The organism is Mesorhizobium sp. 2RAF45, assembly GCF_052115225.1.
GTDB lineage: Bacteria > Pseudomonadota > Alphaproteobacteria > Rhizobiales > Rhizobiaceae > Mesorhizobium > Mesorhizobium jarvisii.
On sequence record NZ_JBFRGG010000002.1, the window covers coordinates 528017 to 550712 of the forward strand.

At 63.9% G+C, this 22696-nt stretch carries 26 protein-coding genes; 18 read left to right on the forward strand and 8 right to left on the reverse strand.

Annotation, left to right across the window (positions count from 1 at the left end; genetic code table 11):
* Positions 1 to 96 precede the first annotated feature (96 nt).
* Positions 97 to 1776: an amidohydrolase gene (locus tag AB4Z43_RS07400; RefSeq protein WP_441936720.1), complete on the reverse strand. Its 1680-nt coding sequence runs from the start codon at positions 1774 to 1776 to the stop codon at positions 97 to 99.
* A gap of 259 nt (positions 1777 to 2035) precedes the next feature.
* Between AB4Z43_RS07400 and AB4Z43_RS07405 the strand changes: the two genes are divergently transcribed.
* Together AB4Z43_RS07405 and AB4Z43_RS07410 are read left to right on the forward strand one after the other, a co-directional pair.
* Positions 2036 to 2689: a TetR/AcrR family transcriptional regulator gene (locus AB4Z43_RS07405; protein WP_019860928.1), complete on the forward strand. Its 654-nt coding sequence runs from the start codon at positions 2036 to 2038 to the stop codon at positions 2687 to 2689.
* Positions 2690 to 2712: 23 nt separating this feature from the next.
* Complete coding sequence (locus AB4Z43_RS07410) at positions 2713 to 3744, forward strand: histone deacetylase family protein (protein ID WP_064980712.1); 1032 nt, start codon at positions 2713 to 2715, stop codon at positions 3742 to 3744.
* A gap of 74 nt (positions 3745 to 3818) precedes the next feature.
* Here the strand turns inward: AB4Z43_RS07410 and AB4Z43_RS07415 are convergent, their stop codons facing one another.
* Entirely contained in the window at positions 3819 to 5012 is a 1194-nt protein-coding gene (locus AB4Z43_RS07415) for a TMEM43 family protein (RefSeq protein WP_441936722.1), read from the reverse strand.
* Positions 5013 to 5517: 505 nt separating this feature from the next.
* Here AB4Z43_RS07415 and AB4Z43_RS07420 point away from each other — a divergent pair.
* Positions 5518 to 6228 carry a helix-turn-helix transcriptional regulator gene (locus AB4Z43_RS07420; RefSeq protein WP_441936724.1) on the forward strand — a complete coding sequence of 237 codons (711 nt, stop codon included), beginning with the start codon at positions 5518 to 5520 and terminating at the stop codon, positions 6226 to 6228.
* Positions 6225 to 6995, forward strand: coding sequence for a helix-turn-helix transcriptional regulator (locus AB4Z43_RS07425; protein ID WP_019860934.1), 771 nt, complete (start codon positions 6225 to 6227; stop codon positions 6993 to 6995). Before AB4Z43_RS07420 ends, AB4Z43_RS07425 begins: the two co-directional genes overlap by 4 nt.
* 184 nt (positions 6996 to 7179) lie before the next feature.
* Here AB4Z43_RS07425 and AB4Z43_RS07430 read toward each other — a convergent pair whose 3' ends face one another.
* Genes AB4Z43_RS07430 through motA form a run of 6 tightly spaced genes read right to left on the reverse strand, consistent with a single transcriptional unit; the run spans position 7180 to position 12013 of the window.
* Complete coding sequence (locus tag AB4Z43_RS07430; protein WP_064980716.1) at positions 7180 to 7614, reverse strand: hypothetical protein; 435 nt, start codon at positions 7612 to 7614, stop codon at positions 7180 to 7182.
* Positions 7611 to 8693, reverse strand: a complete 1083-nt coding sequence (gene flhB, locus AB4Z43_RS07435; RefSeq protein ID WP_019860936.1) for a flagellar biosynthesis protein FlhB — start codon at positions 8691 to 8693, stop codon at positions 7611 to 7613. Before flhB ends, AB4Z43_RS07430 begins: the two co-directional genes overlap by 4 nt.
* A gap of 3 nt (positions 8694 to 8696) precedes the next feature.
* Complete coding sequence (locus AB4Z43_RS07440; protein WP_019860937.1) at positions 8697 to 9707, reverse strand: flagellar motor switch protein FliG; 1011 nt, start codon at positions 9705 to 9707, stop codon at positions 8697 to 8699.
* A 46-nt stretch (positions 9708 to 9753) separates the two neighbouring features.
* Entirely contained in the window at positions 9754 to 10140 is a 387-nt protein-coding gene (gene fliN, locus AB4Z43_RS07445; RefSeq protein WP_019860938.1) for a flagellar motor switch protein FliN, read from the reverse strand.
* Positions 10141 to 10157: 17 nt separating this feature from the next.
* On the reverse strand, positions 10158 to 11105 hold the full coding sequence (locus AB4Z43_RS07450) for a FliM/FliN family flagellar motor switch protein (RefSeq protein WP_020629030.1): 948 nt from the start codon (positions 11103 to 11105) through the stop codon (positions 10158 to 10160).
* A gap of 32 nt (positions 11106 to 11137) precedes the next feature.
* Entirely contained in the window at positions 11138 to 12013 is an 876-nt protein-coding gene (motA, locus tag AB4Z43_RS07455; protein ID WP_019860941.1) for a flagellar motor stator protein MotA, read from the reverse strand.
* Between the two features lie 162 nt (positions 12014 to 12175).
* On the opposite strand from motA, the gene AB4Z43_RS07460 reads away from it, so the two are divergent.
* From AB4Z43_RS07460 to fliP, 14 genes are all read left to right on the forward strand, one after another.
* Positions 12176 to 13297 (forward strand): DUF1217 domain-containing protein, encoded by a 1122-nt coding sequence (locus AB4Z43_RS07460; RefSeq protein ID WP_038653309.1) that lies wholly within the window; start codon positions 12176 to 12178, stop codon positions 13295 to 13297.
* 2 nt (positions 13298 to 13299) lie between these two features.
* Complete coding sequence (gene flgF / locus AB4Z43_RS07465) at positions 13300 to 14025, forward strand: flagellar basal-body rod protein FlgF (protein ID WP_019860945.1); 726 nt, start codon at positions 13300 to 13302, stop codon at positions 14023 to 14025.
* Between the two features lies 1 nt (position 14026).
* On the forward strand, positions 14027 to 15427 hold the full coding sequence (gene fliI, locus AB4Z43_RS07470) for a flagellar protein export ATPase FliI (protein WP_441936727.1): 1401 nt from the start codon (positions 14027 to 14029) through the stop codon (positions 15425 to 15427).
* Complete coding sequence (locus AB4Z43_RS07475; RefSeq protein ID WP_441936729.1) at positions 15408 to 16241, forward strand: hypothetical protein; 834 nt, start codon at positions 15408 to 15410, stop codon at positions 16239 to 16241. Before fliI ends, AB4Z43_RS07475 begins: the two co-directional genes overlap by 20 nt.
* 65 nt (positions 16242 to 16306) lie before the next feature.
* On the forward strand, positions 16307 to 16687 hold the full coding sequence (flgB, locus tag AB4Z43_RS07480; RefSeq protein ID WP_019860948.1) for a flagellar basal body rod protein FlgB: 381 nt from the start codon (positions 16307 to 16309) through the stop codon (positions 16685 to 16687).
* 2 nt (positions 16688 to 16689) lie between these two features.
* Positions 16690 to 17106: a flagellar basal body rod protein FlgC gene (gene flgC, locus AB4Z43_RS07485; protein WP_010911274.1), complete on the forward strand. Its 417-nt coding sequence runs from the start codon at positions 16690 to 16692 to the stop codon at positions 17104 to 17106.
* Positions 17103 to 17426, forward strand: a complete 324-nt coding sequence (locus tag AB4Z43_RS07490; protein WP_019860949.1) for a flagellar hook-basal body complex protein FliE — start codon at positions 17103 to 17105, stop codon at positions 17424 to 17426. Before flgC ends, AB4Z43_RS07490 begins: the two co-directional genes overlap by 4 nt.
* 10 nt (positions 17427 to 17436) lie before the next feature.
* A complete protein-coding gene (gene flgG / locus AB4Z43_RS07495; RefSeq protein WP_019860950.1) occupies positions 17437 to 18225 on the forward strand; it encodes a flagellar basal-body rod protein FlgG in 789 nt (262 codons plus the stop codon).
* A 5-nt stretch (positions 18226 to 18230) separates the two neighbouring features.
* On the forward strand, positions 18231 to 18767 hold the full coding sequence (gene flgA / locus AB4Z43_RS07500) for a flagellar basal body P-ring formation chaperone FlgA (RefSeq protein WP_441936732.1): 537 nt from the start codon (positions 18231 to 18233) through the stop codon (positions 18765 to 18767).
* Positions 18764 to 20005, forward strand: a complete 1242-nt coding sequence (locus tag AB4Z43_RS07505) for a flagellar basal body P-ring protein FlgI (RefSeq protein WP_019860952.1) — start codon at positions 18764 to 18766, stop codon at positions 20003 to 20005. The genes flgA and AB4Z43_RS07505 overlap by 4 nt, the downstream gene beginning before the upstream one ends.
* Before the next feature lie 3 nt (positions 20006 to 20008).
* Complete coding sequence (locus AB4Z43_RS07510) at positions 20009 to 20596, forward strand: MotE family protein (RefSeq protein WP_441936734.1); 588 nt, start codon at positions 20009 to 20011, stop codon at positions 20594 to 20596.
* The gene (gene flgH, locus AB4Z43_RS07515; RefSeq protein WP_019860955.1) at positions 20593 to 21300 is read left to right on the forward strand and encodes a flagellar basal body L-ring protein FlgH; all 708 of its coding nucleotides are present in this window, start codon (positions 20593 to 20595) and stop codon (positions 21298 to 21300) included. The genes AB4Z43_RS07510 and flgH overlap by 4 nt, the downstream gene beginning before the upstream one ends.
* A 21-nt stretch (positions 21301 to 21321) precedes the next feature.
* The gene (locus tag AB4Z43_RS07520) at positions 21322 to 21816 is read left to right on the forward strand and encodes a flagellar basal body-associated FliL family protein (RefSeq protein ID WP_064980728.1); all 495 of its coding nucleotides are present in this window, start codon (positions 21322 to 21324) and stop codon (positions 21814 to 21816) included.
* On the forward strand, positions 21813 to 22544 hold the full coding sequence (fliP, locus tag AB4Z43_RS07525) for a flagellar type III secretion system pore protein FliP (RefSeq protein ID WP_019860957.1): 732 nt from the start codon (positions 21813 to 21815) through the stop codon (positions 22542 to 22544). The genes AB4Z43_RS07520 and fliP overlap by 4 nt, the downstream gene beginning before the upstream one ends.
* Positions 22545 to 22696 lie beyond the last annotated feature (152 nt).

A 22696-nucleotide genomic window follows, 5' to 3' on the forward strand; every position in this document is an offset into this window, starting at 1 on the left:
TCCCCTGTTCGATGTGACCACACGCCCGGTAGGTTGGCAAGCCCGGCATTGAATCACAGTTCAGTCCGTCTTTAGCCAGCAAGCCTCATGCCATTGTCAGGCCTGATAGGTCACCTTGCCGCCGCAAATCGTCGTCACCGGGCGCACCTTGTGCAGATCGGCCGGCGCCGTCCTTTCCATATCGGCCGACAGCACCACCAGGTCGGCCATATAGCCTGATTTCAGCGTGCCTTTGCGGTGTTCGGCGAATTCGGCATAGGCGCCCTCGACCGTGTAGGCGGCGAGCGATTCCTGCAGCGAAAAACTCTGGTCCGGGTCGCTGTCTGCCCATGGTTTGCGCATCACTGCCGCCTGAATGCCCAGGATCGGGTCGATCGGCGACACCGGCCAATCCGAGGCGAAGACGATATGCGCGCCGGCATTCTTCAGGGTTCGCCAGGCATAGCTCAATGGCCAGCGGGCCGGCCCGATGCGCGACACGGTCGGCTCGAGCGGGAAATCCATGGCGCCGGGCGGGTGCGGCGGCTGCATCGAGGCGATGACGCCGAGTTCGGCGAAGCGCGGCACGTCCGCCGTGGTGGTGACCTCGATGTGTTCGATGCGATGGCGACTGTCGCGCTTGCCATTGGCCTTTTGCGCCGCCTCGTAGCCGTCGAGCACCGCGCGCACTGCGCCATCACCGATCGAGTGCACCGCGATCTGCAGTCTACGCCTGTCGACGGCAACGGCGAGATCGATGAATTGCTGCGGTGTGAAAAGCGGCTCGCCCACCCAGTCGGGACGGTCGGCATACGGCTCGACCATGACAGCCGTCCAGGAATCGAGCACACCGTCATAGAACACCTTGACCATGCCCGACGACAGCCACTCGCTGTTGTAGCGCTCGGTCATGACGGATGCCTTGTCGAGCATGTCGAGCGTCATGAAATTCTTGTAGTGGAAGGGTATCTGCACACGGCAGGGCAACCCCTCCTCGGCCTCGATTTCGGCCAGCAGCTCGAGCTGGTAGAGATTGCCGTCCATGTTCTGGATGGAGGTGATGCCGTGACGCGCGCACCAGGCCAGGCCGCGCCGCATGATGTCGCGGTCGGCGGCGCGTTCGGCCGCGGATGGCATTGGATCCGGCTCGCCGCCGGTCGCCAGCCCCAGCCGCACCCGGCCCTCGCCGGCAAGATCGAGCACCGGGCCGAAGGCCTCGCCCTCGCGCAGTTCGCCGGCTGCCAGGCCATCCTCGCCCATGACGATTTCATTGCCCGGACCAAGCGCGCGACCCTGCAGGATGCCGGCCATCTCCAGCGCCTTGGTGTTGGCCCACATCGTGTGATGATCGGGCGCCGCCATGCAGAACGGGCGATTCGGCAGGATCGCATCGAGATGGTGGCGCGTCACCCGCTCGTCGCCGAGCACCGTGTAGTCGACGCCCTGCCCGACCAGCATTTTTGCGTCGGGCTTGGTCGATGCATAGTCGCGGATCGCCTTTTGCAGCGCTTCGAAGCCATGGACACCGCCAAGCTGAAGATGCGCGAGCTCAGCCCCTCCCGAGAACAGATGCATATGGGCTTCGATGAAGCCGGGCAGGACCGAACCGCCCTTGGCGTCGATCACCTGCGTGGCCGTTCCCTTGAGTTCTTCGATGGCGACCCGGCTGCCAACGGCGATGATGGCGCCATCCTTGACGGCAACGGCCTCGGCTACGGGATTGCCACCGTCCATGGTCAGCACACGACCATTGATGACGATCAGATCCGCATTGTGACCCGTACCCGTAGCAGACATCGCGACTCCGCGCTTTTGATGACCGACTGAGACCGACAGCCCTGCGCTCAACGACCTGCCACTCCACCGGAGCGGCGCCACGGAACAAAAAACGATGCCAGTCCGCTGCCTTCGAAATTCCCCTTGTTATCCCTAGGGACAGCGTGGATAAAGAATGCGACTGATTATTCGCGTTTGTCAACATGCGGAATTTAGAATGTATTGCGGACAGCACCCTGCGCTCGTGTTGGGACCAGGCGGGGAACGAGGACATAGAGCAGTGAAGCGCAGTCTCGACCGCAAAACCAGGATAGCGCTCGAGCCGCGCAAGCAGCCTCGGCAGCAACGGTCGAGCAAGGTGGTCGACCGCATTCTCGACGCGGCGCTGATCTTGACGCGGGAGCAAGGAACCAGGACGCCGACGACGCTCGCCATTGCGCAGCGCGCGGGCCTGTCGGTCGGCTCGGTCTATCAATACTTTCCCAACAAGGAAGCCATTCTTCTGGACCTCGCCCGGCGCTGGCTGTCCTCCTTTCCCGAAGTGATCGAGAAGCGCATCAAGGTCCCCCGGCCCACCAACCGCGACGAATTTCGGCGCGAAGTGCGCAAGCTCTTCATCGACACGTCCAGTATCTATCTCGAAAACGCGACCCTGATGCCGGTGATCGAGGCCATATCCGGCAACGCCGATCTCAGGCCTATCCAGGACGAATATGATCAGCAGATCATCGCGCTTTACGCCGCCTGGCTGCGGCATGTGAATCCGGCTCTCGAAGACAAGATCGCCAAACGGCTTGGCCTGGTGATGATGGAGGTCGGGCACGCCTGCCGGCTGGTCGGACTGAAGAGAGATCGCAGGACATACGACCTCATCGAGGACGATGTGGAAACCATGTGGCTCGCTCTGGTGAGCCCCTATCTCAACCTTGACTGATTTCGCATTTCGAGAGGAATTTCATGAAGACTGTCTATTCGCCGCTTCATGCTGGCCATGCCGGCCAGATGGAACTGGTCACCTCGGCGATCGTGCCGGGTTTTGAAAAACCCTCGCGGGCGGAATTCATCAAGGCACGGGTCGAAAGCGAGAAGCTCGGTCCGATCGTCCTGCCGCTCGAGCACGATCTTGCCGCCGCCAAGCGCATCCACAAATCAGACTATATCGACTTCCTGCCGACGGTCTGGCCGCAATGGGTAGCCTCCGGCCACGAGGGCACGGCCATGCCCTTCACCTGGCCGACGCGCGGCCTGCGTGGCGACGTGCCGCCGAAGCGTGTCGATGCCCTGCTCGGCTACTATTCCTTCGATGCCGGCGCCACCTTCGTCGAAGGCACCTGGGCCGCGATCAAATCGTCCTATGACGTGGCGCTGACCGCGGCCGGCCTGGTCAAGGGCGGCGAGAGGTCGGCCTTCGCGCTCTGCCGCCCGCCAGGCCACCATGCCGGCGCCGGCTTCATGGGCGGCTATTGCTACATCAACAACGCCGCGGTCGCCGCGCAGTGGTTCCTCGACCAGGGCGCCAAACGCATCTCCATCCTCGACGTCGACTACCACCATGGCAACGGCACGCAGGAAATCTTCTACGACCGCGCCGACGTGCAGGTCCTCAACCTGCATGGCGATCCGATGGTCGAATACCCGTTCTTCCTCGGCCATGCCGATGAACGCGGCGCGGGCGCGGGCGAAGGCTTCAACATCAACTATCCCATGCCGTTCGGCACCGGCTGGGACGCCTGGAACGCCTCGCTTGAGGATGCCTGCGCCAAGCTCGCCGCCTATGCGCCCGACATCGTCATCATTTCGCTCGGCGTCGACACTTTCGAGAAGGACCCGATTAGCCAGTTCAAGCTGACAAGCCCCGACTATCCCAAGATCGGTCGCCGCATCGCCAGGCTCGGCCTTCCCACCTTGTTCGTCATGGAAGGCGGCTATGCCGTCGAGGAGATCGGCATCAACGCCGTCGGCGTGCTGACCGGTTTCGAGGACCGCTAAGCCTGCCCACAAACCCGGAGCGGACAATAAGAGGTACGACGAAAAAGGGCGGCATATCAGCCCTTTTTTGCAAGCTACGTTGCGGTACCTGTGCTCGGCGTGGCCATTGGCGCGGCAACCTTGCGTGAACGGCCGAGATAATAGACCGCCGCCGCCGCGATGACGCCGGCCGCCAGTATGCCTGCCGCCAGAACCGGCCGATACCAGAACCAGGCAATCGCGATCGTCGTCGTGCCGACCAGGATCGCCAGGAAGAAGGCGATGATGCCGGTTCCCATCCGCGCCATGCTGCCGAGGAACGGGATGACGTCGAGGATCACGCCGATCGGGCCGAGGAACAGGGCAAAGCCGATGGTCAGCAGCAAAAGACCGGCGCCGCGCAGCAGCCAGGTGATCAGCGTGTTGGCGCTCACCGCCTCGGCGAACATCTTGTCGGCCGGCACGTTGCCGGTATCGACCATCAGCAGCGCATCGCCCGCTTGCGTCTGGTACGGCTCCAAGCGGCTGCCGGCCTGCCGCGCCACAATGCTGACCACGCCGAGCGGCGCCAGTTCGTAGCCGATGCGGTAGTCGCCCAATGCGGGCGTCGTGTTGTCGCTGCCGAGATAGATCTTGCCATCAACGACGCTGAGCGGCTTCGTGCCGGAATAGGCGGCCTTGATCGCCGCCGACTGGCTGGCCGACAGCGAATACGCCTTGTCGCCGTCGATGCGGTCGAGCACCGGCGTGTCCAGATCGAAGGCGACGAGCTTGCCTTCAGGGATCTGGAAGGCGCGGCTGTGGATCGCCATTGGCGGGTTCTGATGGCCGTCCTGCTTCTTGAAGTCCGAAGAGTCGATCTGGCTGTCGTCCCACACTTTCGAATAGCTGTAGGTGGTCTCCGTCTCCTCGCCGCCGCCAAGCTTCTTGGTGGTCTCGGATTTGGACTCTTCCTTCCACTGATACATCTCGACGCTGCGCGACAGCCGCAGTCCTTGCGCGGCGATGCCGAAATCCGGATCCGACAGGCCGCTATCGGCCGTCACCGGCCCGCTGACATGCACCAGTCTGCCGTCATTGCCGGCATCGACCCTGTCGGCGCCGATCGAGACCACGGCGCCGGCGCCTTCGGCCAGCGAGCGCGCCGTCTGCACCGCGCGGCCCTCGTTCCAGAACAGCCCGATCACCATCAGCACGATCAAGAGCAGGCCGAAGATAACCCCACCGACCGCGCGCTTGATCCGTCCGAACCACGAGACGGAAGTAACTTCCCGAAATGAATCGCTCATCGTTTCCCCCGAAACAAAAGATGCCGGGAGCCCGCATGGCACCGCTGCCAACGACCGCGGCCGTAACGCAGCTACGAACTCCATTGCCGAAGGTGCCCACCCCTTCGGCGCTTGCGAATCTATCGCATCGGACGGAGCGCGGATATGGCCGGCTTGCGCAGTCCCGGCATTTTCGCACGCTCGAAGGCCGCGAAAGTCGACCTCTGAGTCGCATGTGAGTCCGTCGGATTCGATTTTGTCAAATCGCGTTTGATGTCGGATTCATCTGCGGGTAGATTAGACCCGAATCAGCCGGTCCTTGGGGGGCGCGGCGACCACCCAAAGTCTCACGTTCCGGAATCTTCCGGCGCCAGACGCGGATGTCTTCGCGTTCCCTGAATGGATTCCGTCTGGTTGGGCGCGGCCCCGCGCCTCGTGTGTGTCTCGTAAAAGTAACGCGTTTTCGGGTTCGGCGGCTGGCCTCCAGCATCCGGACGGCAGAAACGATTCCGGCCAAAAGCAACAAATGAGCAGTCCCGCCGCGCTTCTTCAATCCGACACATTGGGCTCGCGCCTGACGTCGCGCGGTGATCTGACCAGCTTTTTCATGGAGCTGATCGCCGAGATCGGCGCCGACAGCTACATGCTGATCGCCATCGTCCATGACCAGGACCGCAACGACGCGCGCATCGTCGCCTCGAACTGGATCTTCGACGCCATCGAACTGATCGGCAAGCGGCTGATCGCCAGCCTTGCCCAAGGGGCCCTCACGGTCGCGCCCGGCATCCGGCCTAGACCGCTGGTGGCCGCCGAGGCGCCCGATGCCGACGGGCTGGTCTCCGGCGAAGAGGCCCGCCTTCTCGACGTGCTCGGCCATGCCGAGATCTACTCGCTGCGGCTGAATGTCGGCCGCAAGCGTCTGTTCGCCCTGTTCTCGGCGGCGACATCAGGCCATATCGACCAGCCGGCGCTGATGAAGGCGCAGTTGAAATGCTGCTACGCGCTCTCGCATATCCCGCAGCTGATCGCCGCCGCCGCCATGCAGGATCCGCTCTCCGATCGCGAGCGCGAATGCCTGTTCTGGGTCTCGGAGGGCAAGACCACCGATGAGGTGGCGGTCATCCTTGGCGTCTCCTCCAACACCGTCAACAGCTACATCACCCACGCCATCCAGAAATTCGCGGCCTCGAACCGTGCGATGGCCATCGCCACGGCGATCAGGAGTGGCATCATTTGAAACACGCCGACATCAAGGACGCCGCGGAGGCCCTTTTCAACGAGCAGCGCAGCCCCTTCGGCGCCTTCTCGCTCAGCTCCGAGACACATCACGCCGTCACCATTCCCGATGCCGTGCGCCGCTGTCGCTGGATATCGGTCGACATCAACGCCTCGGCCTTCGGCCTGTACTTCGTCAGCCCGTCGCCGGAACGGGCGCGGCTGGTGCCGTGCTTCGATTCCGACTATCCCGGCATTGCCGTGGCGACGAAGTTCATCTCGGGCGCCAATGGCGAGGAGATCGTGCGCCACACCCACAACTCGACGGAGCCACGCTGGTGGACGGATGACGGCGTCGCGGCCATGGCCGAAATGTTCGGCAACCTTGCCTGGACCGCGCAGATATCTCCCCTGGCGCCCGGCACCAGCGGCATTGCCTTTCCCGTCCACGCCGATCGCGGTCAGTGCGGCCTTGTCGTCTTCCTGGGATCGGAGATCGCGCTGCCGCAGGATGCGCTCTACGAAATCCACGCCCGCTGTTTTTCCCTCTTCGCCGCTGTCGCGCGTATCCGTCCGAGCGATGCCGGCAGGATGCGAGCCATCTCCAAGCGCGAACTGGAATGCCTGAAGCTGACCGCCAACGGCAACACCAGCGAGGAGATCGCGCGGCTCCTGAAGCTGTCGGTGCATACCGCCAACCAGTACCTGACCCAGTCGACCCAGAAGCTCAACGCCGTCAACCGCAACCAGGCGGTCGCCAAGGCGCTGCGGTTGGGCCTGATCGAGTAATCGCGGATAAGGCGCTCAGGTCTGTTGAGATTCAGGTCAGGCTGAGCCGAAAATGGTTGATACCGAGAACCGGAGCGGAGCGTACTTTTGGGTACGTGAGCTCCGTTCTACTGCGACGCAGTAGAACGGGGAAGCGCAGGGAGCCTCCATTTGCAGGCCGGCCTCACCTGAATATCAACAGACCTCAGAAGGCCAGCGGCTCGACCCTGCGGATCCGGGCCTGTTCGATCACCGCCTCCAGCAGCGCCGTATTGTGCTCGGGGTCCTCGCCGGGCTTTTCGAACGACACGTAATTGACCGCGACCGAATTGCCGGCCTCGCTCAGCGTCAGCTGGAAATAGACGGTCACACCGGGTGGCCTGAGTTCCAGGTCGAGCACGATGCGCGGACTGCCGCTCCAGTCGACATGCGCCTCGCCGCCATGACCCAGTTTGAGCGTGCCCGGCATGAAGAACAGCTCCACTGCTGAATCGACCAGATCCGAAAGGCAGGCGAAATGCTCCAGCCGGATGAAGGCGATGTAGTCGGCGACATCGATCAATCTCAGTTCGCCGACCACCTGCTCGATGGCGCTGGCGACGATGATCTCGCGGGATTTTGCGTGTGGTTGGCGGTTCATGAAATCTGTCTGCGCTCAGCCTTTTTCGAGTAGACGATCCGCACCAGTTCGGCGACGGCCTGGTAGAATTGCGACGGGATCACATTATCGACCGAAACTTGCTTGTACATGGAGCGGGCGAGCGTCACGTCCTCGAAGATCGGGATGTTGTGCTCCTTCGCGATCTCGCGGATTTTCAACGCCACCAGATCCTGCCCCTTGGCCACCACGAGCGGCGCCGAATCCTCGTCGCGCACATATTTCAACGCAATCGAGAAGTGGGTCGGGTTGGCGATGATCAGCGTCGCGCGCGGCACCGCCGTCATCATCCGCTTGCGCGCGCGGTCACGTGCCAGCGAGCGCAGCCGCGACTTGACGATCGGGTCGCCTTCGGACTGCTTGAACTCGTCCTTCACCTCCTGCTTGGTCATGCGCAGGTCCTGCTTCCAGTGGAAGCGCGACCAGACGATATCGATCGCCGCGATCAGCCCCATGACGAAGACGATCGCCACCAATATGTCGACCGCGATGCCGCGGATGACGAGGCCGAAAGCGACCGGATTGGTGATCATCCCGGCAAGCAGCTTGCGGTGATCCTCCGACAGCGTGAAGGTGAGCACGGCAATGGCGAAGCCGACCTTTGCCAGGGATTTCAGGAACTCGACCCAGCCCTGGGCACCGAACATCCGGTTCCAGCCCTTGGTGATCGAAATGCGCGACAGCTGCGGCCTGATCCGCTCGCCGACGAATTGCGGCATGTTCTGGAGCACCGAGGCGCCGATGCCGGCGACGGTCAAAAGCACCAGCAGGCTGACGACGGCGCGGCCCACTTCCAGCATGACGATCTTGTAGAGATCGATGACATCGGTCTCGGTGTTCATCGGCCAGGCCTCGGGCTTCTCGAGGAACATCGACAGGAACATGCCGAGGTTGATGACCGCGTCCTTGGCATAGAAGACGGTGAAGACCAGTATGGCGACGAAGGAGGCGAGGATCGCGGTTTCCCTCGAATGGGGCAGCTTGCCCTGTTCGATGGTGTCGCGGACTTTCTTTTCCGTCGCCTCTTCGGTTTTGGAGTCCTTGTCGGCGGCGTCGGACATGCCTTAGGCGGCGTTCTGCGTCGCGGGAAGTTCGAATGCGCCCTCGCGCGACAGCCGGATGGTCGTCGTCACGATGGTCTTGCGCGCCGCCAGTATGTCGGCAGCCGGAACTCCCTCCGACCCTTGTCCAAGTTCGGCTTCGATCATGCGCCGTGACCGTGCGCCGATTGCCGAGAGTACCGCTTCGGCGAGTGCCGCCGATGTACCGCGCAGCGCCAGCGTGACAAGCTCGGTCGACAGTCCGTCGAACAGAAGCACGCGCGCCTTCTGGGTGAGCAGCGGCAGGTCGTCGAAGGCAAAGAGCCTTGCCCTCACACCGTCGAGGTCGGGCGTGCCGGCGGCTTCCAGGTCCTGCATGACCTCCTCGAGCAGCGGCTTGTCCAGCTCGTTGAGCACGCTGGCGACGCGCGCCTGTCCGGCCGAAGTGTCCTTGGTCGAGGTTTCCGACAGCACGCTGGTGCGCAACCGGTTTTCGACGATCCTGGTGGCGGCCGCCGGAACATTGGCCATCGTCACCATGCGCTTGATGATTTCGCCGCGCATCTCCTTCGTCAGCGTCAAAAGCACGCTCGCCGCCGCCTGCGGCGCCAGCTTCGACAGCACCATGGCCGCCGTCTGCGGATGTTCGCCGGCCAGGAAGGTGCCCAGCCGCGAAGGTTCGAGTTTTTCGAGATCGGGCCAGATCGGTGGCGGCCCTTCGGGCGCCGCCTCCGGCTTCTTGTTGCCCATGATGGCGTTCATTTCTTCGGGCGACAGCGATTCGTTGAGGATGGTGTCCATCCTGTCGGCGGAATCGAGCAGGCCGGCACCCTCGGTGAATTCGGCCTCGAACTCGGCGACGATGCGCTCGAGATCGCTCTGCGGAATGGTCCTGAGCAGCCGCGCGCCCTCGATCAGCGCCTTGAGCTCTTCCTGCTTGAAGAATTTCAACAGGCGGCTCGCGGACGGCTTGCCCATCGCCACCAATATGGCGGCCGCCTTCTGCGCGCGCGTCAAGGTCGTCAGCGGCGTCATGCTGCCTCTCGCCTCCGCTGCAACCGGCAAGCCCCACCAGCCATGTCTAGGCGCCCTTCGTGCCGGCGATGATTTCGGTCAGCCTGATGCCGAAGCGCGAGGGATCGCTTTCGAGCACCGTGATCTCGCCGCGGGCGATCTTGCGGCCGTTGACCACGACGTCGACCGGTTCGCCGATGCGGCGGTTGAGCGCCACCGTCGAGCCCTTCTGCAGCGCCATCAGGTCGGCCACCGCCATCTCGGTGCTGCCGAGGATGATCTGGACATCGACGGGGATGTTCATGATGACGTTCGAATTGGCGCCCGCGGCGGCCCTGAAAGCCGCATCTGGGCGTTGCTCCTCTTCATGCAGGACCCCGCGCAATTCCTCGATGGCGCGGTCTAGCTGCTCGTCCGGCTGGTCGAGTTCTGCTTCCACTTTGGTCTTGGCCATGCGTTGTCTCCAAAAGCTCAGGCGCGCCCGGCACCGGCCGGCATGAGCCCATCGATGAAATCCTGCCCGGCATCGAAGGGATGCTTGATTCGGACGGTGTAATTCTGCCCCAGTTTGCCGAACTCGCATACGAACAGCGTCTGGCCGCGCGCGCTGAGGCGAGCTCGTGATTGCGCCGTTTCGTCGAAGTCGATGACCTGGCCCACTTGGAGATTGGCGAGGTCGCCAAGCGTCAGCCGCGTCAGCGGCATGGTGGCTTCGAGCGCCACCGTCGAGCGCATCACCTCTTCCGAAAAGCGTGCGCGCCAACTACTGCCATGATCGTCTTCGCTGAGGCCGGCGGTGCCGTCGCGGCCGGCAAGGACGACACGCTGCGGCATGGTCACCGTGATGGAGCCGCTGTCGACCGGCGTCGAGATGCCAAGGACGATGCGGATGGCAGCGCCGTCGCGCAGCACATGCCGTTTCGCCTCGGTACCCGACATCGCCCGCGGCACGGGCAGACGCAGGTCGAGCGAGCGCCGCCCGGATCCGTTCAGCGCCTGCGCCACCTCCTGGAAAACCATGGTCGAGACATCGGCCTCGATCGGCGACAGATCGCGCTCGATCGGCGACGCCGGCATATCCGGATCGCCGCCAAACAGCGTCGAGACCATGATCGCGATCGCGGCAGCGTCGATGACGAGCGTCATCGCATCAGAGGATGCCGGCGAACCGACGACTGTCATGGCGAAATTGTCGCCGGCGCGCGAGCGCGCCTCGGGGACGCGGCTGACCTCGACGGCCTTGAGGTCGACGATGACGGGAACGCCGAGCTCGTCCGAAAGGCCCTTCTGCAGCAGCGGCACGGCGCGTTCGGCCATGGCGCGGCCGGCGTCGATGACCTGATCGGCCTCGCCGCTGTCGCCGACCAGGCGCTCGATGATCAGCGAGCGCGCTTGCGCGGGGCTGCCTGGGCTGGTCATGACCGTGTCGGCACCGATCTGTCGTGCATTGCTCAAGCGGCCTTCTTCTCGGCGCCGCCGGTGTTCATCGTGCTCTGCTCGACGGCGTCGATGGTCGGCCGCTCATAGGACGAGATCGTCTTGCGGCCGAATTCGATCGCCACCTGCGGCAGCGCGCCGTTCATGTAGGCGAGCAGCGTCTGCTTGACGATGATGTAGAGGCGGTTCTTCTTCTCGCGCACCGTCTTGATCTTGGTGGCGACGGGCCCGACCACGGCATAGGACAGGAAGATGCCGAGGAATGTGCCGACAAGCGCGGCGCCGATCAGGCCGCCTAGGATTTCCGGCGACTGGTCGAGTGCGCCCATCGCCTTGACCACGCCAAGCACGGCGGCGACGATGCCCAGCGCCGGCAGGCCGTCGCCGACAGCGACCAGCGCGTGATAGGCCTTCATCTTGTCGGACTTGATGGTCTGGATCTCCTCGTCCATCAGCGCCTCGATCTCGTGCGAGCGGGCATTGCCGATGATGATGATGCGGCAGTAGTCGCAGATGAAATTCATCAGATCGTGATTCTTGAGCACCGTCGGAAAGGCCTGGAAGATCGCTGATTCTTCCGGATTGTCGATATGCGCCTCGACCTCGCTGCGCGACTTCGAGCGCAATTCGCGCATCAGGCTGTGCAGCACGCCGAGCGTTTCCAGATAGTCCTGTTCTTTCGGCACCGCCTGCTTGAACGCCTCGAGAATGCCCCTGCCGGTATCCTTGACCGTCTTCATCGGGTTGGCGACGAGGAACGTCCCCAGTGCGGCGCCACAGATGACCACGGCTTCCCACGGCTGGACCAGCACGTGCAGATGCCCGCCCATGGCCATGAAGCCGCCAAGGACGCAGCCGAGCGTCACCACAAGTCCAATCAGAATGCCCACGACAGGTCCTTCCGCATTTCACAACAGGTCCAAGGGATAGTCCCCGTGCCTTGTGTGAGGCTTGAATCCGGGCTGCCACGGAACCGAATGTTGGGCGATTCAGTTTCGCGCAAGGAAGTGAGGTTATTGTCGCGACATTAAGCTTCGGCCGGAGGCATGACGTTGCTCAATACCTTTACCAGCTACCAGTTGATCACCAAGGACATAAACAAGTCGATCGACCGCATCGAGCAGCAGCCGACTGTCGACCGCGATACCAAATATTACCTGGCCAACATAACCAAGGTGAAATCGATCGACGATTTCGTCAACAATGACCGGCTTTTCAAATTTGCCATGAAGGCCTACGGGCTGGAGGACATGGACTACGCCAAGGCCTTCATGGTCAAGGCGCTCAAGGAAGGCGTCACCGACCCTAACAGTTTCGCCAACAAGCTGACCGACAAGCGCTATGCCCAATTCGTCAGCGCCTTCAACTTCGCCGCCAATGGCGCCGACGCCACCATCTACAACAAGGCGCAGCAGCTGGTGACGAAGAATTACGCCACGCAGGCGCAGATCGCCGGCCTGGATCCGAATTCGGACTACGTGAAGGGCGAGACGACCTACTATCTCGCCAACATCACCAAGGTGAAATCGGTCGACGACCTGATGTCGAACAGCCGGCTCTACACTTACGCGCTGGCCGCGTTCGGTCTCGATTCGGCGACGGAGAACAAGGACCTCATCAAACAGGTCCTGCAGGGTGGCGTGCGCGACCCCAACAGCGTCGCCAACAAACAGAAAAACCCGGCCTACGCGGCATTGGCCTCGGCCTTCAACTTCGAGCAGTACGGCGAAGCCGCCACCACCATCAATCCGGCGCAGCAGCCGACTGTCGACAAGTATATGCGCCAGACGCTCGAGGAGGATGCCGGCAAGACCAATGAGGGCGTGCGGCTGGCGCTTTATTTCCAGCGCAAGGCGCCCGACATCACCAGCTGGTACGATGTGCTCGCCGACACTGCCCTTGCGAGCGTCGTGCGCACTGCGCTGGGGCTCCCCGATTCCTTCGCCACTGCCGACATCGACAAGCAGGCGCAGCTCTTCGAACAGAAGCTCGACATCTCGGATTTCACCGACCCCGTGAAACTCGGCAAGTTCCTGACCCGCTTCACCAGCATGTACGAGATCAACAATCCGACCTCGACGGCCGTGACGTCAGTCAGCGTGCTCTTTGCCCAACCGGTCACGGCGGGCATCTCCACCGACCTGATGATGGCCATGCAGAAGTTGAAGTTCTGATCATGCAGGATAGTCTTTACGTCGCCCTTTCCGCGCAGATGGCGCTCGAGCGCCGGCTCGACACCATCGCCGACAATGTCGCCAACGCCAACACTGTCGGCTTTCGCGCCACCGGCGTGAAATTCGAGGACATGGTGTCGGGCACTGGGCAGAAATCAGTGTCCTTCGCCTCGTCGGGCAAGACCTATCTTTCGGGCGCCCACGGTTCGCTGACCGAGACCGGCAATCCGTTCGATTTCGCCATCCAGGGCGACGCCTGGTTCGCCATCGACACACCGGCCGGCACCGTCATGACCCGCGACGGCCGCTTCTCGATGAACGAGAATGGCGAGCTGATGTCGATCGAAGGCCATCCGGTGCTCGACGCCGGCGGCGCGCCGATCCAGCTCGACCCCCGCAACGGTCCGCCCAAGGCCGGCGCCGACGGCTCGCTGCGCCAGAACGACCAGCTTGTCGGCTCGATCGGCCTCTACAATTTCGACCCGGGCGAGAATTTCGTGCGCTACGGCAATTCCGGCATCGTGCCGGCGCGCACCCCCGAGCCGGTCACCGACCGCTCCGATGTCGGCATCGCCCAGGGCTTCGTCGAAGAATCCAACGTCAATCCGGTGCTGGAGATGACCCGCCTGATCATGGTCCAGCGCGCCTTCGAGAACACTGCCGCCCTGATGCGGCAGACGGATTCTTCCACTGACGAGGCGATCAAGACGCTCGGCTCGAAGTCATAGTATGTCGCTCGACCGGTCCTCCATCCGCGCACCCGAAAGGCAGTTGCAGCCGGCGCCCGAAGATCGGCTCGCCGCACTGGAACGGGTTATCAGGCGTTTCGGCAACGCCGACGGGCTGGTCAAGCGTGGCGGTCTCGTCACCGAAGTCACGTCCACGCACTACAAGGTGCGCGGCCTTTCCGATTTCGCCAGGCTGGGCGACATCGTCGAGCAGCGCGGCCAGTCCGGCGCGCGCCGCGGCGAGATCGTCAAGATCAGCCGCGACGAAGTCGTCGTCGCTCCCTTCGAACGCAGCGCCGATGCCGGTATCGGCGATGCGGTGTTCCGCAGGGGTCCGCTGGCGGTGGCGCCGCATGATTCATGGCGCGGCCGCACCATCGACGCGCTTACCCGGGCCATCGATGGCGGTCCGCCGCTGATCAGGGGCGAAGACCTGTCGGGCGGCGCCACGACGCCAGGCGCAATGGCGCGGCAGCGCGTCGGTACCGCCTTCATGACCGGCGTCAAGGTCATCGACATCTTCACGCCGCTGTGCTTCGGCCAGCGCATGGGCGTCTTCGCTGGTTCGGGCGTCGGCAAGTCGACGCTGCTCGCGATGCTCGCCGGCGCCGACGCGTTCGACACCGTCGTCGTGGCGCTGATCGGCGAACGCGGCCGCGAGGTTCGCGAATTCCTCGAGGACACGATCGGCGACAGCATGGCCAAGACCGTGGCCGTCGTCGCCACCAGCGACGAGAGCGCCATGATGCGCCGGCGCGCGCCCGACACCGCCATGTGCGTCGCCGAGTACTTTCGCGACCAGGGCCACCGTGTGCTCCTGGTGCTGGATTCGATCACCCGCTTCGCCCATGCGTTGCGCGAGGTGGCGACGGGAACCGGCGAGCCGCCGGTCGCCCGCGGCTATCCCGCCTCGGTTTTCACCGAACTTCCCAAATTGCTTGAGCGCGCCGGACCGGGGGCCGAAGGCAAGGGGTCGATTACCGCCATCATTTCCGTGCTGGTCGACGGCGACGACCACAATGATCCGGTCGCCGATTCCGTGCGCGGCATCCTCGACGGCCATGTCGTGCTCGACCGCGCGATCGCCGAACAGGGTCGCTATCCGCCGGTCAATCCGCTGTCGTCCATATCGCGCCTGGCCGGCAAGGCCTGGAGCGTCGAACAGCGCGCTTTGGTGACGCGGCTGAAGTCGATGATCGCCCGCTTCGAGGACACGCGCGACATCCGCCTGCTCGGGGCCTATCAGGGTGGCGCCGACGCCGAGCTCGACATCGCCGTGCGCCAGGTGCCGCTGATCTACGAGGCGCTGACGCAATCACCCAGGGACCGCCCATCCGCCGATCCGTTCTCCGATCTCGCCCGCCATCTCAAGGGAAAGCTGAATGCCGAATCAGGAGACTGAACGCCAGTACACCGAGCGCATCCTGAATGAGATGATCGCCGCGGCGAACGCCGCCGAGGAAGCTCGAGCCGAGGAGGAGAGGAGGGCCAAGGCAAAGGCCGCCAGCGCCATCGCGGCCAAGACCGCGGCTGTTCTGGCCAGAGCCGTCAAGCCGGTCCTACCCCGATCCGAACCCGTGGCTCGGGCTGCCGCGCCCGTCGCGCCTGTGGTTTCCCGCGTCGAGCCTGCCGAGATGACGCAGGCTAGCCGCGAATCGCTGATCGACGGCCTGTTTCCCGTCACCGAATGGCCGCAGCCGCCAAAGGCGCAATTTCCAAAATTGAGCAAGAAGGCGGACCGGCGCAGCGACTTCGTCATCGCCGCGCTCGGCGTCACGCTCGGCCTGATCTGCGCCCTGTTTCCCTGGTATATCTTCTTCAATCAGGAGCAGTTCGGCGTTCAGGCGATCAAGTTTGGCGGCACCGGCACCAATTCGGGACGCGAGGGTGGCGGCGTGGTGACCTCGCGCAGCGCGCCGCTGACGGCCAAGGACCTTCCCAACACCAGCATCGACCTGCTCGCCACCGGGACGGTGCAGGATGAGGCCACCCCGGCGCAGCCGCCCGGCGACCAGCCCTTCCCGGCCGATGTCGCGAAATTCCGCATGGTTCATGTCGCCAACGGCCGCGCCATGATCGAGGACGACACCGGCCTGTGGATCGTCCAGCGCGGCTCGATACTGCCGGACTCCAGCACGGTCTCGTCGATCGAGCAGCGCAACGGCAAATGGGTCATGCTGACCAGCACCAACCGGTTGATCCAGCTTTCCAGGTAGCGGCTGCCCGCAAGGTCCGCGCAAGACTGGCGGCCTAGTCTTTGGGCACATGCCCGGAGATTCCCATGGAGCCCGTTTCCCTTTTCGATCTCGCCGCCAAGCAAGCGCAGTGGCTTTCCGTGCGCCAGTCGGCGATCGCCGGCAACATCGCCAACGCCAACACGCCGGGCTACACGGCAAACGATGTCGAGCCCTTCGAGAAGGTGCTCGACCGCACGGCTGTGTCGTTGCAGACCACCGAGGCCGGCCATCTCGGCAGCGCGGCGACCAATGCCGGCTTCACCATCAAGCCGCAGGAAGATGACGGCGTGGTCATGCCGTCCAAGAACACCGTCGTGCTTGAGGACCAGCTCCTCAAGGCCGGCGAGGTGCGCCGTTCCTTCGAGCTCAACACGGCGATCGTCAAGGCTTTCCACTCGATGATGATGATGGCGGTGAAGAGCTGACCATGGACGCACTGACCGCAGCCCTGAAAGTCGCAGCATCCGGCCTCGGCGCCCAGTCCGAGCGCCTGCGCGTGGTTTCTGAAAACCTCGCCAATGCCCAGTCGACCGGCACCACGCCCGGCGCCGACCCCTATCGCCGCAAGACCATCAGCTTCGTCTCCGAGCTTGACCGGGCTTCCGGCGCCTCGACGGTTGAAGTGAACTCGATCGACCGCGATCCGAGTGTCTTCCCCGTTGAATTCCAGCCCGGCAACGAGGCCGCCGACGAGAAGGGCTACGTCAAGATGCCCAATGTCAACGTGCTGATCGAAATGGCCGACATGACCGAGGCCAACCGCTCCTACGAGGCCAACCTGCAAGTCGTGAAGCAGGCGCGCGACCTCATTTCAATGACCATCGACCTGATGAGGAACCAATGATCGTGAACGGCATCGGCGCGCTCAACCTGAAGCCCGGGCTGGGCGATACGGCGACCGACCTGCTTCAGGGCGGTGTCGCGCCGGCGACATCGGGCAACCTTGGCACCTCCTTTGCCGAAGCGGTGAGCCAGGCAGCCTCCAAGACCGTCAACACGCTGCAGAATGCCGAACAGGTGTCGCTCCAGGCGCTCAAGGGCGATGCCGACACCCGCCAGGTCGTCGATGCCGTGATGAGCGCGCAGCAGGCGCTTCAGACCGCCGTCGCCATCCGCGACAAGGTCGTTTCGGCCTACCTCGAAGTCAGTCGCATGGGTATCTGAGGAGCAGGTCATGAAAGCACTTTCCATCGCCGCCACCGGCATGAATGCCCAGCAGACAAATCTGGAAGTCATCGCCAACAACATCGCCAACATCAACACCACCGGCTACAAGCGGGCGCGCGCCGAATTCTCCGACCTGCTCTATCAGGTCGACCGCACGCAAGGCGTACCCAATCGCTCCAACGCCTCGCTGGTGCCGGAAGGCGTTTCGATCGGTCTCGGCGTCAAGACGACGGCCGTGCGCAACGTGCACACCCAGGGCGAACTGACCAGCACCGGCAACAGTTTCGACATGGCGCTGACCGGCAGGGGCTGGTTCCAGATCGAGGGCGCCGATGGGGGCACGCTCTACACCCGCGCCGGCGCCTTCAACACCAACGCCACCGGCCAGCTGGTGACGGTGGATGGCGCCAATGTCATTCCGGCCATCACCGTGCCGACCGATGCGGTCGAGGTGATCGTCAACAAGACCGGTCAGGTCTTTGCCCGCATCGACGGCCAGACCGACCTGCAGAATCTCGGCCAGCTCCAGATCGTCAACTTCGCCAACGAGGCGGGCCTCGCGCCGCTCGGCGACAATCTGTTCCAGGAAACGACGGCCTCCGGCCCGGCCAATGCCGGCGTGCCCGGCGATCCCGGCTTCGCCACCATCCAGCAGGGCTATCTCGAGGCCTCCAACGTCGACCCGGTCAAGGAAATCACCGAGCTGATCTCGGCGCAGCGCGCCTATGAGATGAATTCCAAGGTGATCCAGGCCGCCGACGACATGGCCTCGGTCGTCTCCAAGAACATCAGGTAGGGATGATGGCCATGCCGATCTCCTGCTCCGCATTCCGCCGCACCGCGCTGGTCCTTGCGCTGGTGGCCGGCGGCTTGCCGGCTTTCGCCCAGGAATCGACAAATCAATCGGCAAATCAATCGGCAACGCAGATCGCCAGCAATCAGCCTGCCGGCGAGGTCGTGCTGATCCCCAGCCGCGTCATCTACCCCGGCGAGACCATCGAACTCGCCGCCCTGAAACAGGTGACCCTCATCCCCGGCAAGCACAAGCCCGATGCGATGGCGACCCGCGCCGAGGAGCTTCAAGGCAAGATCGCCAAGCGCACGCTGCTGCCCGGTCGCTACATCCCGACCGCCGCCATCCGCGAGGCCTGGCTGGTCGAACAGGGTGCTGCCGTGCAGGTCTTCTTCATCGCCGGCGGACTGACGATATCGGCCACCGCGGTAACCTTGCAACCAGGTTCGGCCGGCGACCTCATCAAGGTTCGCAACAGCGATAGCGGCAAGATCCTCTCCGGCACGGTGATGGCCGACGGAACCATCCAGGTCAGCGCTTCATGATGCGCCCGTTTGCCCTTCTGCTCGCTGCCACGCTCGGCCTGCAGCCGGCGCTGGCCGACGGCCTGACGCCCAAGGCCAAGCGCGAACTCGCCGCCAAGAACGGCGGCGTCTACGACGATCCGGAATATGATCCGGCGACCACTACCCGCATGTTCCGCGTTTCGCCCGGGCCAAGCTCGCTGCCGCCCGGCCAGGTCGCCTCGCGCATCAAGGACATCGCCCAGTTGCAGAGTTCGCGCGACAACCAGCTGGTCGGCTACGGCCTGGTCATCGGCCTCGCCGGCTCGGGCGACAGCCTGCGCAATTCGCCGTTCACCGAGCAGTCGATCCGCGCCATGCTGGAAAATCTCGGCATCGCCACCGAAGGTGGCAGCGCGCGCGCCAAGAACGTCGCCGCCGTCATCGTCACCGCCAACATGCCCCCCTATGTGCAATCGGGCGCCCGCATCGACATCGACGTCTCCTCGATGGGTGACGCCACCTCGCTGGCCGGCGGCACGCTGATCATGACGCCGCTGAAGGCGGCGGATGGCGAGATCTACGCCGTTGGCCAGGGCGCGGTCATCGTTTCGGGCTTCACCGCACAGGGCCAGGCCGAACAATTGACGCAAGGCGTGCCGACCGCCGGCCGGGTGCCGAACGGCGCCATCGTCGAGCGTTCGGTGAAGGCCGAATTCGACGACCAGTCGACGCTGACGCTGCAATTGCGCAATCCCGATTTCTCGACCGCCATCCGCATCGCCGACGCGATCAACGACTATACCAGCCAGCGCTTCGGCATGCGCGTCGCGGGTGAGCGCGATTCCCGCACCGTGCAGATCAGAAGGCCAAAGGGCGTTTCGGCCGCGCGCTTCTATGCCGAGATCGAAAACCTCGTGGTCGAATCCGATACCCCGGCCCGCGTCGTCATCGACGAGCGCACCGGCACCATCGTCATTGGCAACGACGTCAAGATCTCGCGCGTCGCCATCAGCCACGGCACGCTGACGGTGCGCATCACCGAAGCGCCGCGCGTCGTGCAGCCCGAACCCTTCTCCAAGGGCGAAACCGCTGTCGAGCCGTTCACCGCCATCGACGCCAGCCGGCCCGATGCCCGCGTCGCGGTGCTCGATGGACCCGACCTGCAAACCCTCGTTTCCGGCCTCAACCGCCTCGGCGTCAAGCCGGACGGCATCATTGCCATCCTGCAAGGCATCAAGTCGGCCGGCGCCCTGCAAGCCGATCTGGTTCTTCAATAGGCGATGCCGATGATCCCCGCCCTCCCATCCCACGAAAGACGCTCCTCCCGCGCAATCCTGTTCGCGACCGCGGCTCTCGCGGCCATGGCCGTTGCCAGTGGCGGCGCGCATGGCGAGGATGTCGTTCGCCAGGTTCTGCCCGGAGCGCAGCCCGCGGTGGCGCCGCAGCAACTGGCGCGGGAGAAGGCGCCCGACCAGAGCGAGATCGAGCGCTTCTGCTCCAACATCGCCGACGCCGCCCGCGACCGCCGCTATGCCTTGCAGGCCGAGGAATTGAAGCAGCTGCAGGCCGGCATCGACGAGCGCATGAAAGCGCTGGACGCAAAGAAAGCCGAATACGAGACCTGGCTGAAGCGGCGTGAAGTGTTCCTGGCCCGGGCCGAGGACGGCGTCGTGAAGATCTATGCCGGCATGAAGCCCGATGCGGCGGCCGAACGCCTGGCGATTGTCAACGCCGACCTGGCCGCGGCCATCCTGATGAAGCTCGATTCACGCAAGGCCGGCGTCATTCTCAACGAAATGGACCAGAAGGCGGCGGCGACGCTCACCGGCATCATGGCCAGCGCAGCCCGAAGGGTAGATCCGTCATGATCCTCAGAACGCTCATCCTGTGCGCGGTGGCAGCGCTGTCCGGCTGCGGCACCAACCTCAGGGAAGTCGGCAAGGAACCGTCGCTGTCGCCGGTTGGCTCGGGCATTGACGGCGGCAACACGTCTTCCCTGTATAAATACCCCGAGCCACCCCGGGCACCGGTGAAGAAGTTCTCGCTGTGGGACGATCGCCAGAGCCGCCTCTTCACCGATCCCCGGGCGCTCTCGCAGGGCGACATCCTGACCGTCAAGATCAAGATCAACGACCGCGCCAATTTCAAGAACCAGAACGACAGAAGCCGCACCGCCAACCGCAAGCTCGGCTTCGACCTCAGCGCGCAATGGGATAAGTGGAGCACCGCCGGCAAGGGTGCTGGCACGCTCAACTCCGCCACGGACACGACGGCCGATGGCGAGATCAAGCGATCGGAAACGCTTGAACTCAATGTCGCGGCGATCGTCACCGATGTCTTGCCGAACGGCAATCTGATGATCACGGGGTCGCAGGAAGTGCGCGTCAACGCCGAACTGAGGGTGCTGACCATCGCCGGCATTGTGCGGCCGGCCGATATCGGCGCCGAGAACACGATCCCCTACGAACGCATCGCCGAGGCGCGCATTTCGTATGGCGGGCGCGGCCGTATCACCGAGATCCAGCAGCCGGCCTACGGCCAGCAGGTTCTCGACCAGGTTCTTCCGTTCTAAGGGATTGGAGAACAAAGCGCCGTGGCCAATGTCGAACAACTCCAGCCTCGCAAGGGTCCATCCCTTGTGGTTCAGGGCGCCATGCTGCTGGTGGTGACGGTCGCAGCCATCGGCATGGGCTGGATGTCCGGCGGCTATCTCAAGGGTGCCGGCGCACCATCATCGGTGCCGGCTGCACCTGAAAATGAGGGCAAGATCGCCGAACCCGCTGCCGCGCAACAGCCTGGCACGGGACTGACGCTTGTCGCGCTGGCGCCGATCACCACCAATATCGCCTCCCCCGCCGACACCTGGATCAGGATGGAAGTATCCGTGGTCTACGACGCGCCGCAGCCGCCGGCGATGACGGAGGACATCCATCAGGACCTTCTGGCCTTCGTGCGCACGCTGAAGATGCATCAGGTCGAGGGCGCCAGCGGTTACCAGCACCTGAAAGCCGATATCGAGGAACGTGCCTCGATCCGCAGCCAGGGGCACGCCAAACAGGTTCTCATCAGGACGTTGCTGCTCGAATGAAGAAGTTCCTTCTCGCCGCGGCGCTGATCGGCGCCGCCACCTCCGTCGCGGCGGCGCAACAGCTGGACCTGGGCGGCATCGGCAAGGCCGACGGCACCACCGTCGGCTACATCATCCAGATGTTCGGCCTGCTGACGGTGCTGTCGGTGGCGCCCGGGCTGCTGATCATGGTGACGAGCTTCACCCGTTTCGTCATCGCCTTCTCGATCCTGCGCGCCGGCATCGGCCTGCAGTCGACGCCGGCGAACCTGATCCTCATTTCACTGTCGCTGTTCATGACCTTCTATGTCATGGCGCCGACCTTCGATCAGGCCTGGAACACCGGCGTCAAGCCGTTGATGGACAACCAGATCAGCCAGACCGAGGCCTTCGAGAAGATTTCGGATCCGTTCCGCACCTTCATGCTGCACAATGTGCGCGACAAGGATTTCGACCTTTTCGCCGACCTCGCCCGCGAGCGCGGCCAGGTCGTTGCCAAGGAGACGGTCGACCTGCGCATCCTGGTGCCCGCCTTCATGATCTCCGAGATCCGCCGCGGCTTCGAGATCGGCTTCCTGATCGTGCTGCCATTCCTGGTCATCGACCTGATCGTCGCCACCATCACCATGGCGATGGGCATGATGATGCTGCCCCCCACTGTGGTGTCGCTGCCGTTCAAGATCCTGTTCTTCGTCCTGATCGATGGCTGGAACCTGCTCGTCGGCAGCCTGGTGCGCTCCTTCACCTGACGTCACGATCCCGGCCCGAAGCCGCGTCCGCCGACAGTACCGGGCAGTGCGCCGGACATCGTCGTTTTCTTCTCGAATTATTTTCGATTAACCGTCCGATTTAGCCCTTTGGTAGGAACTCGCCGCCATAGTCGCTCGCAGATGGCGGGTGA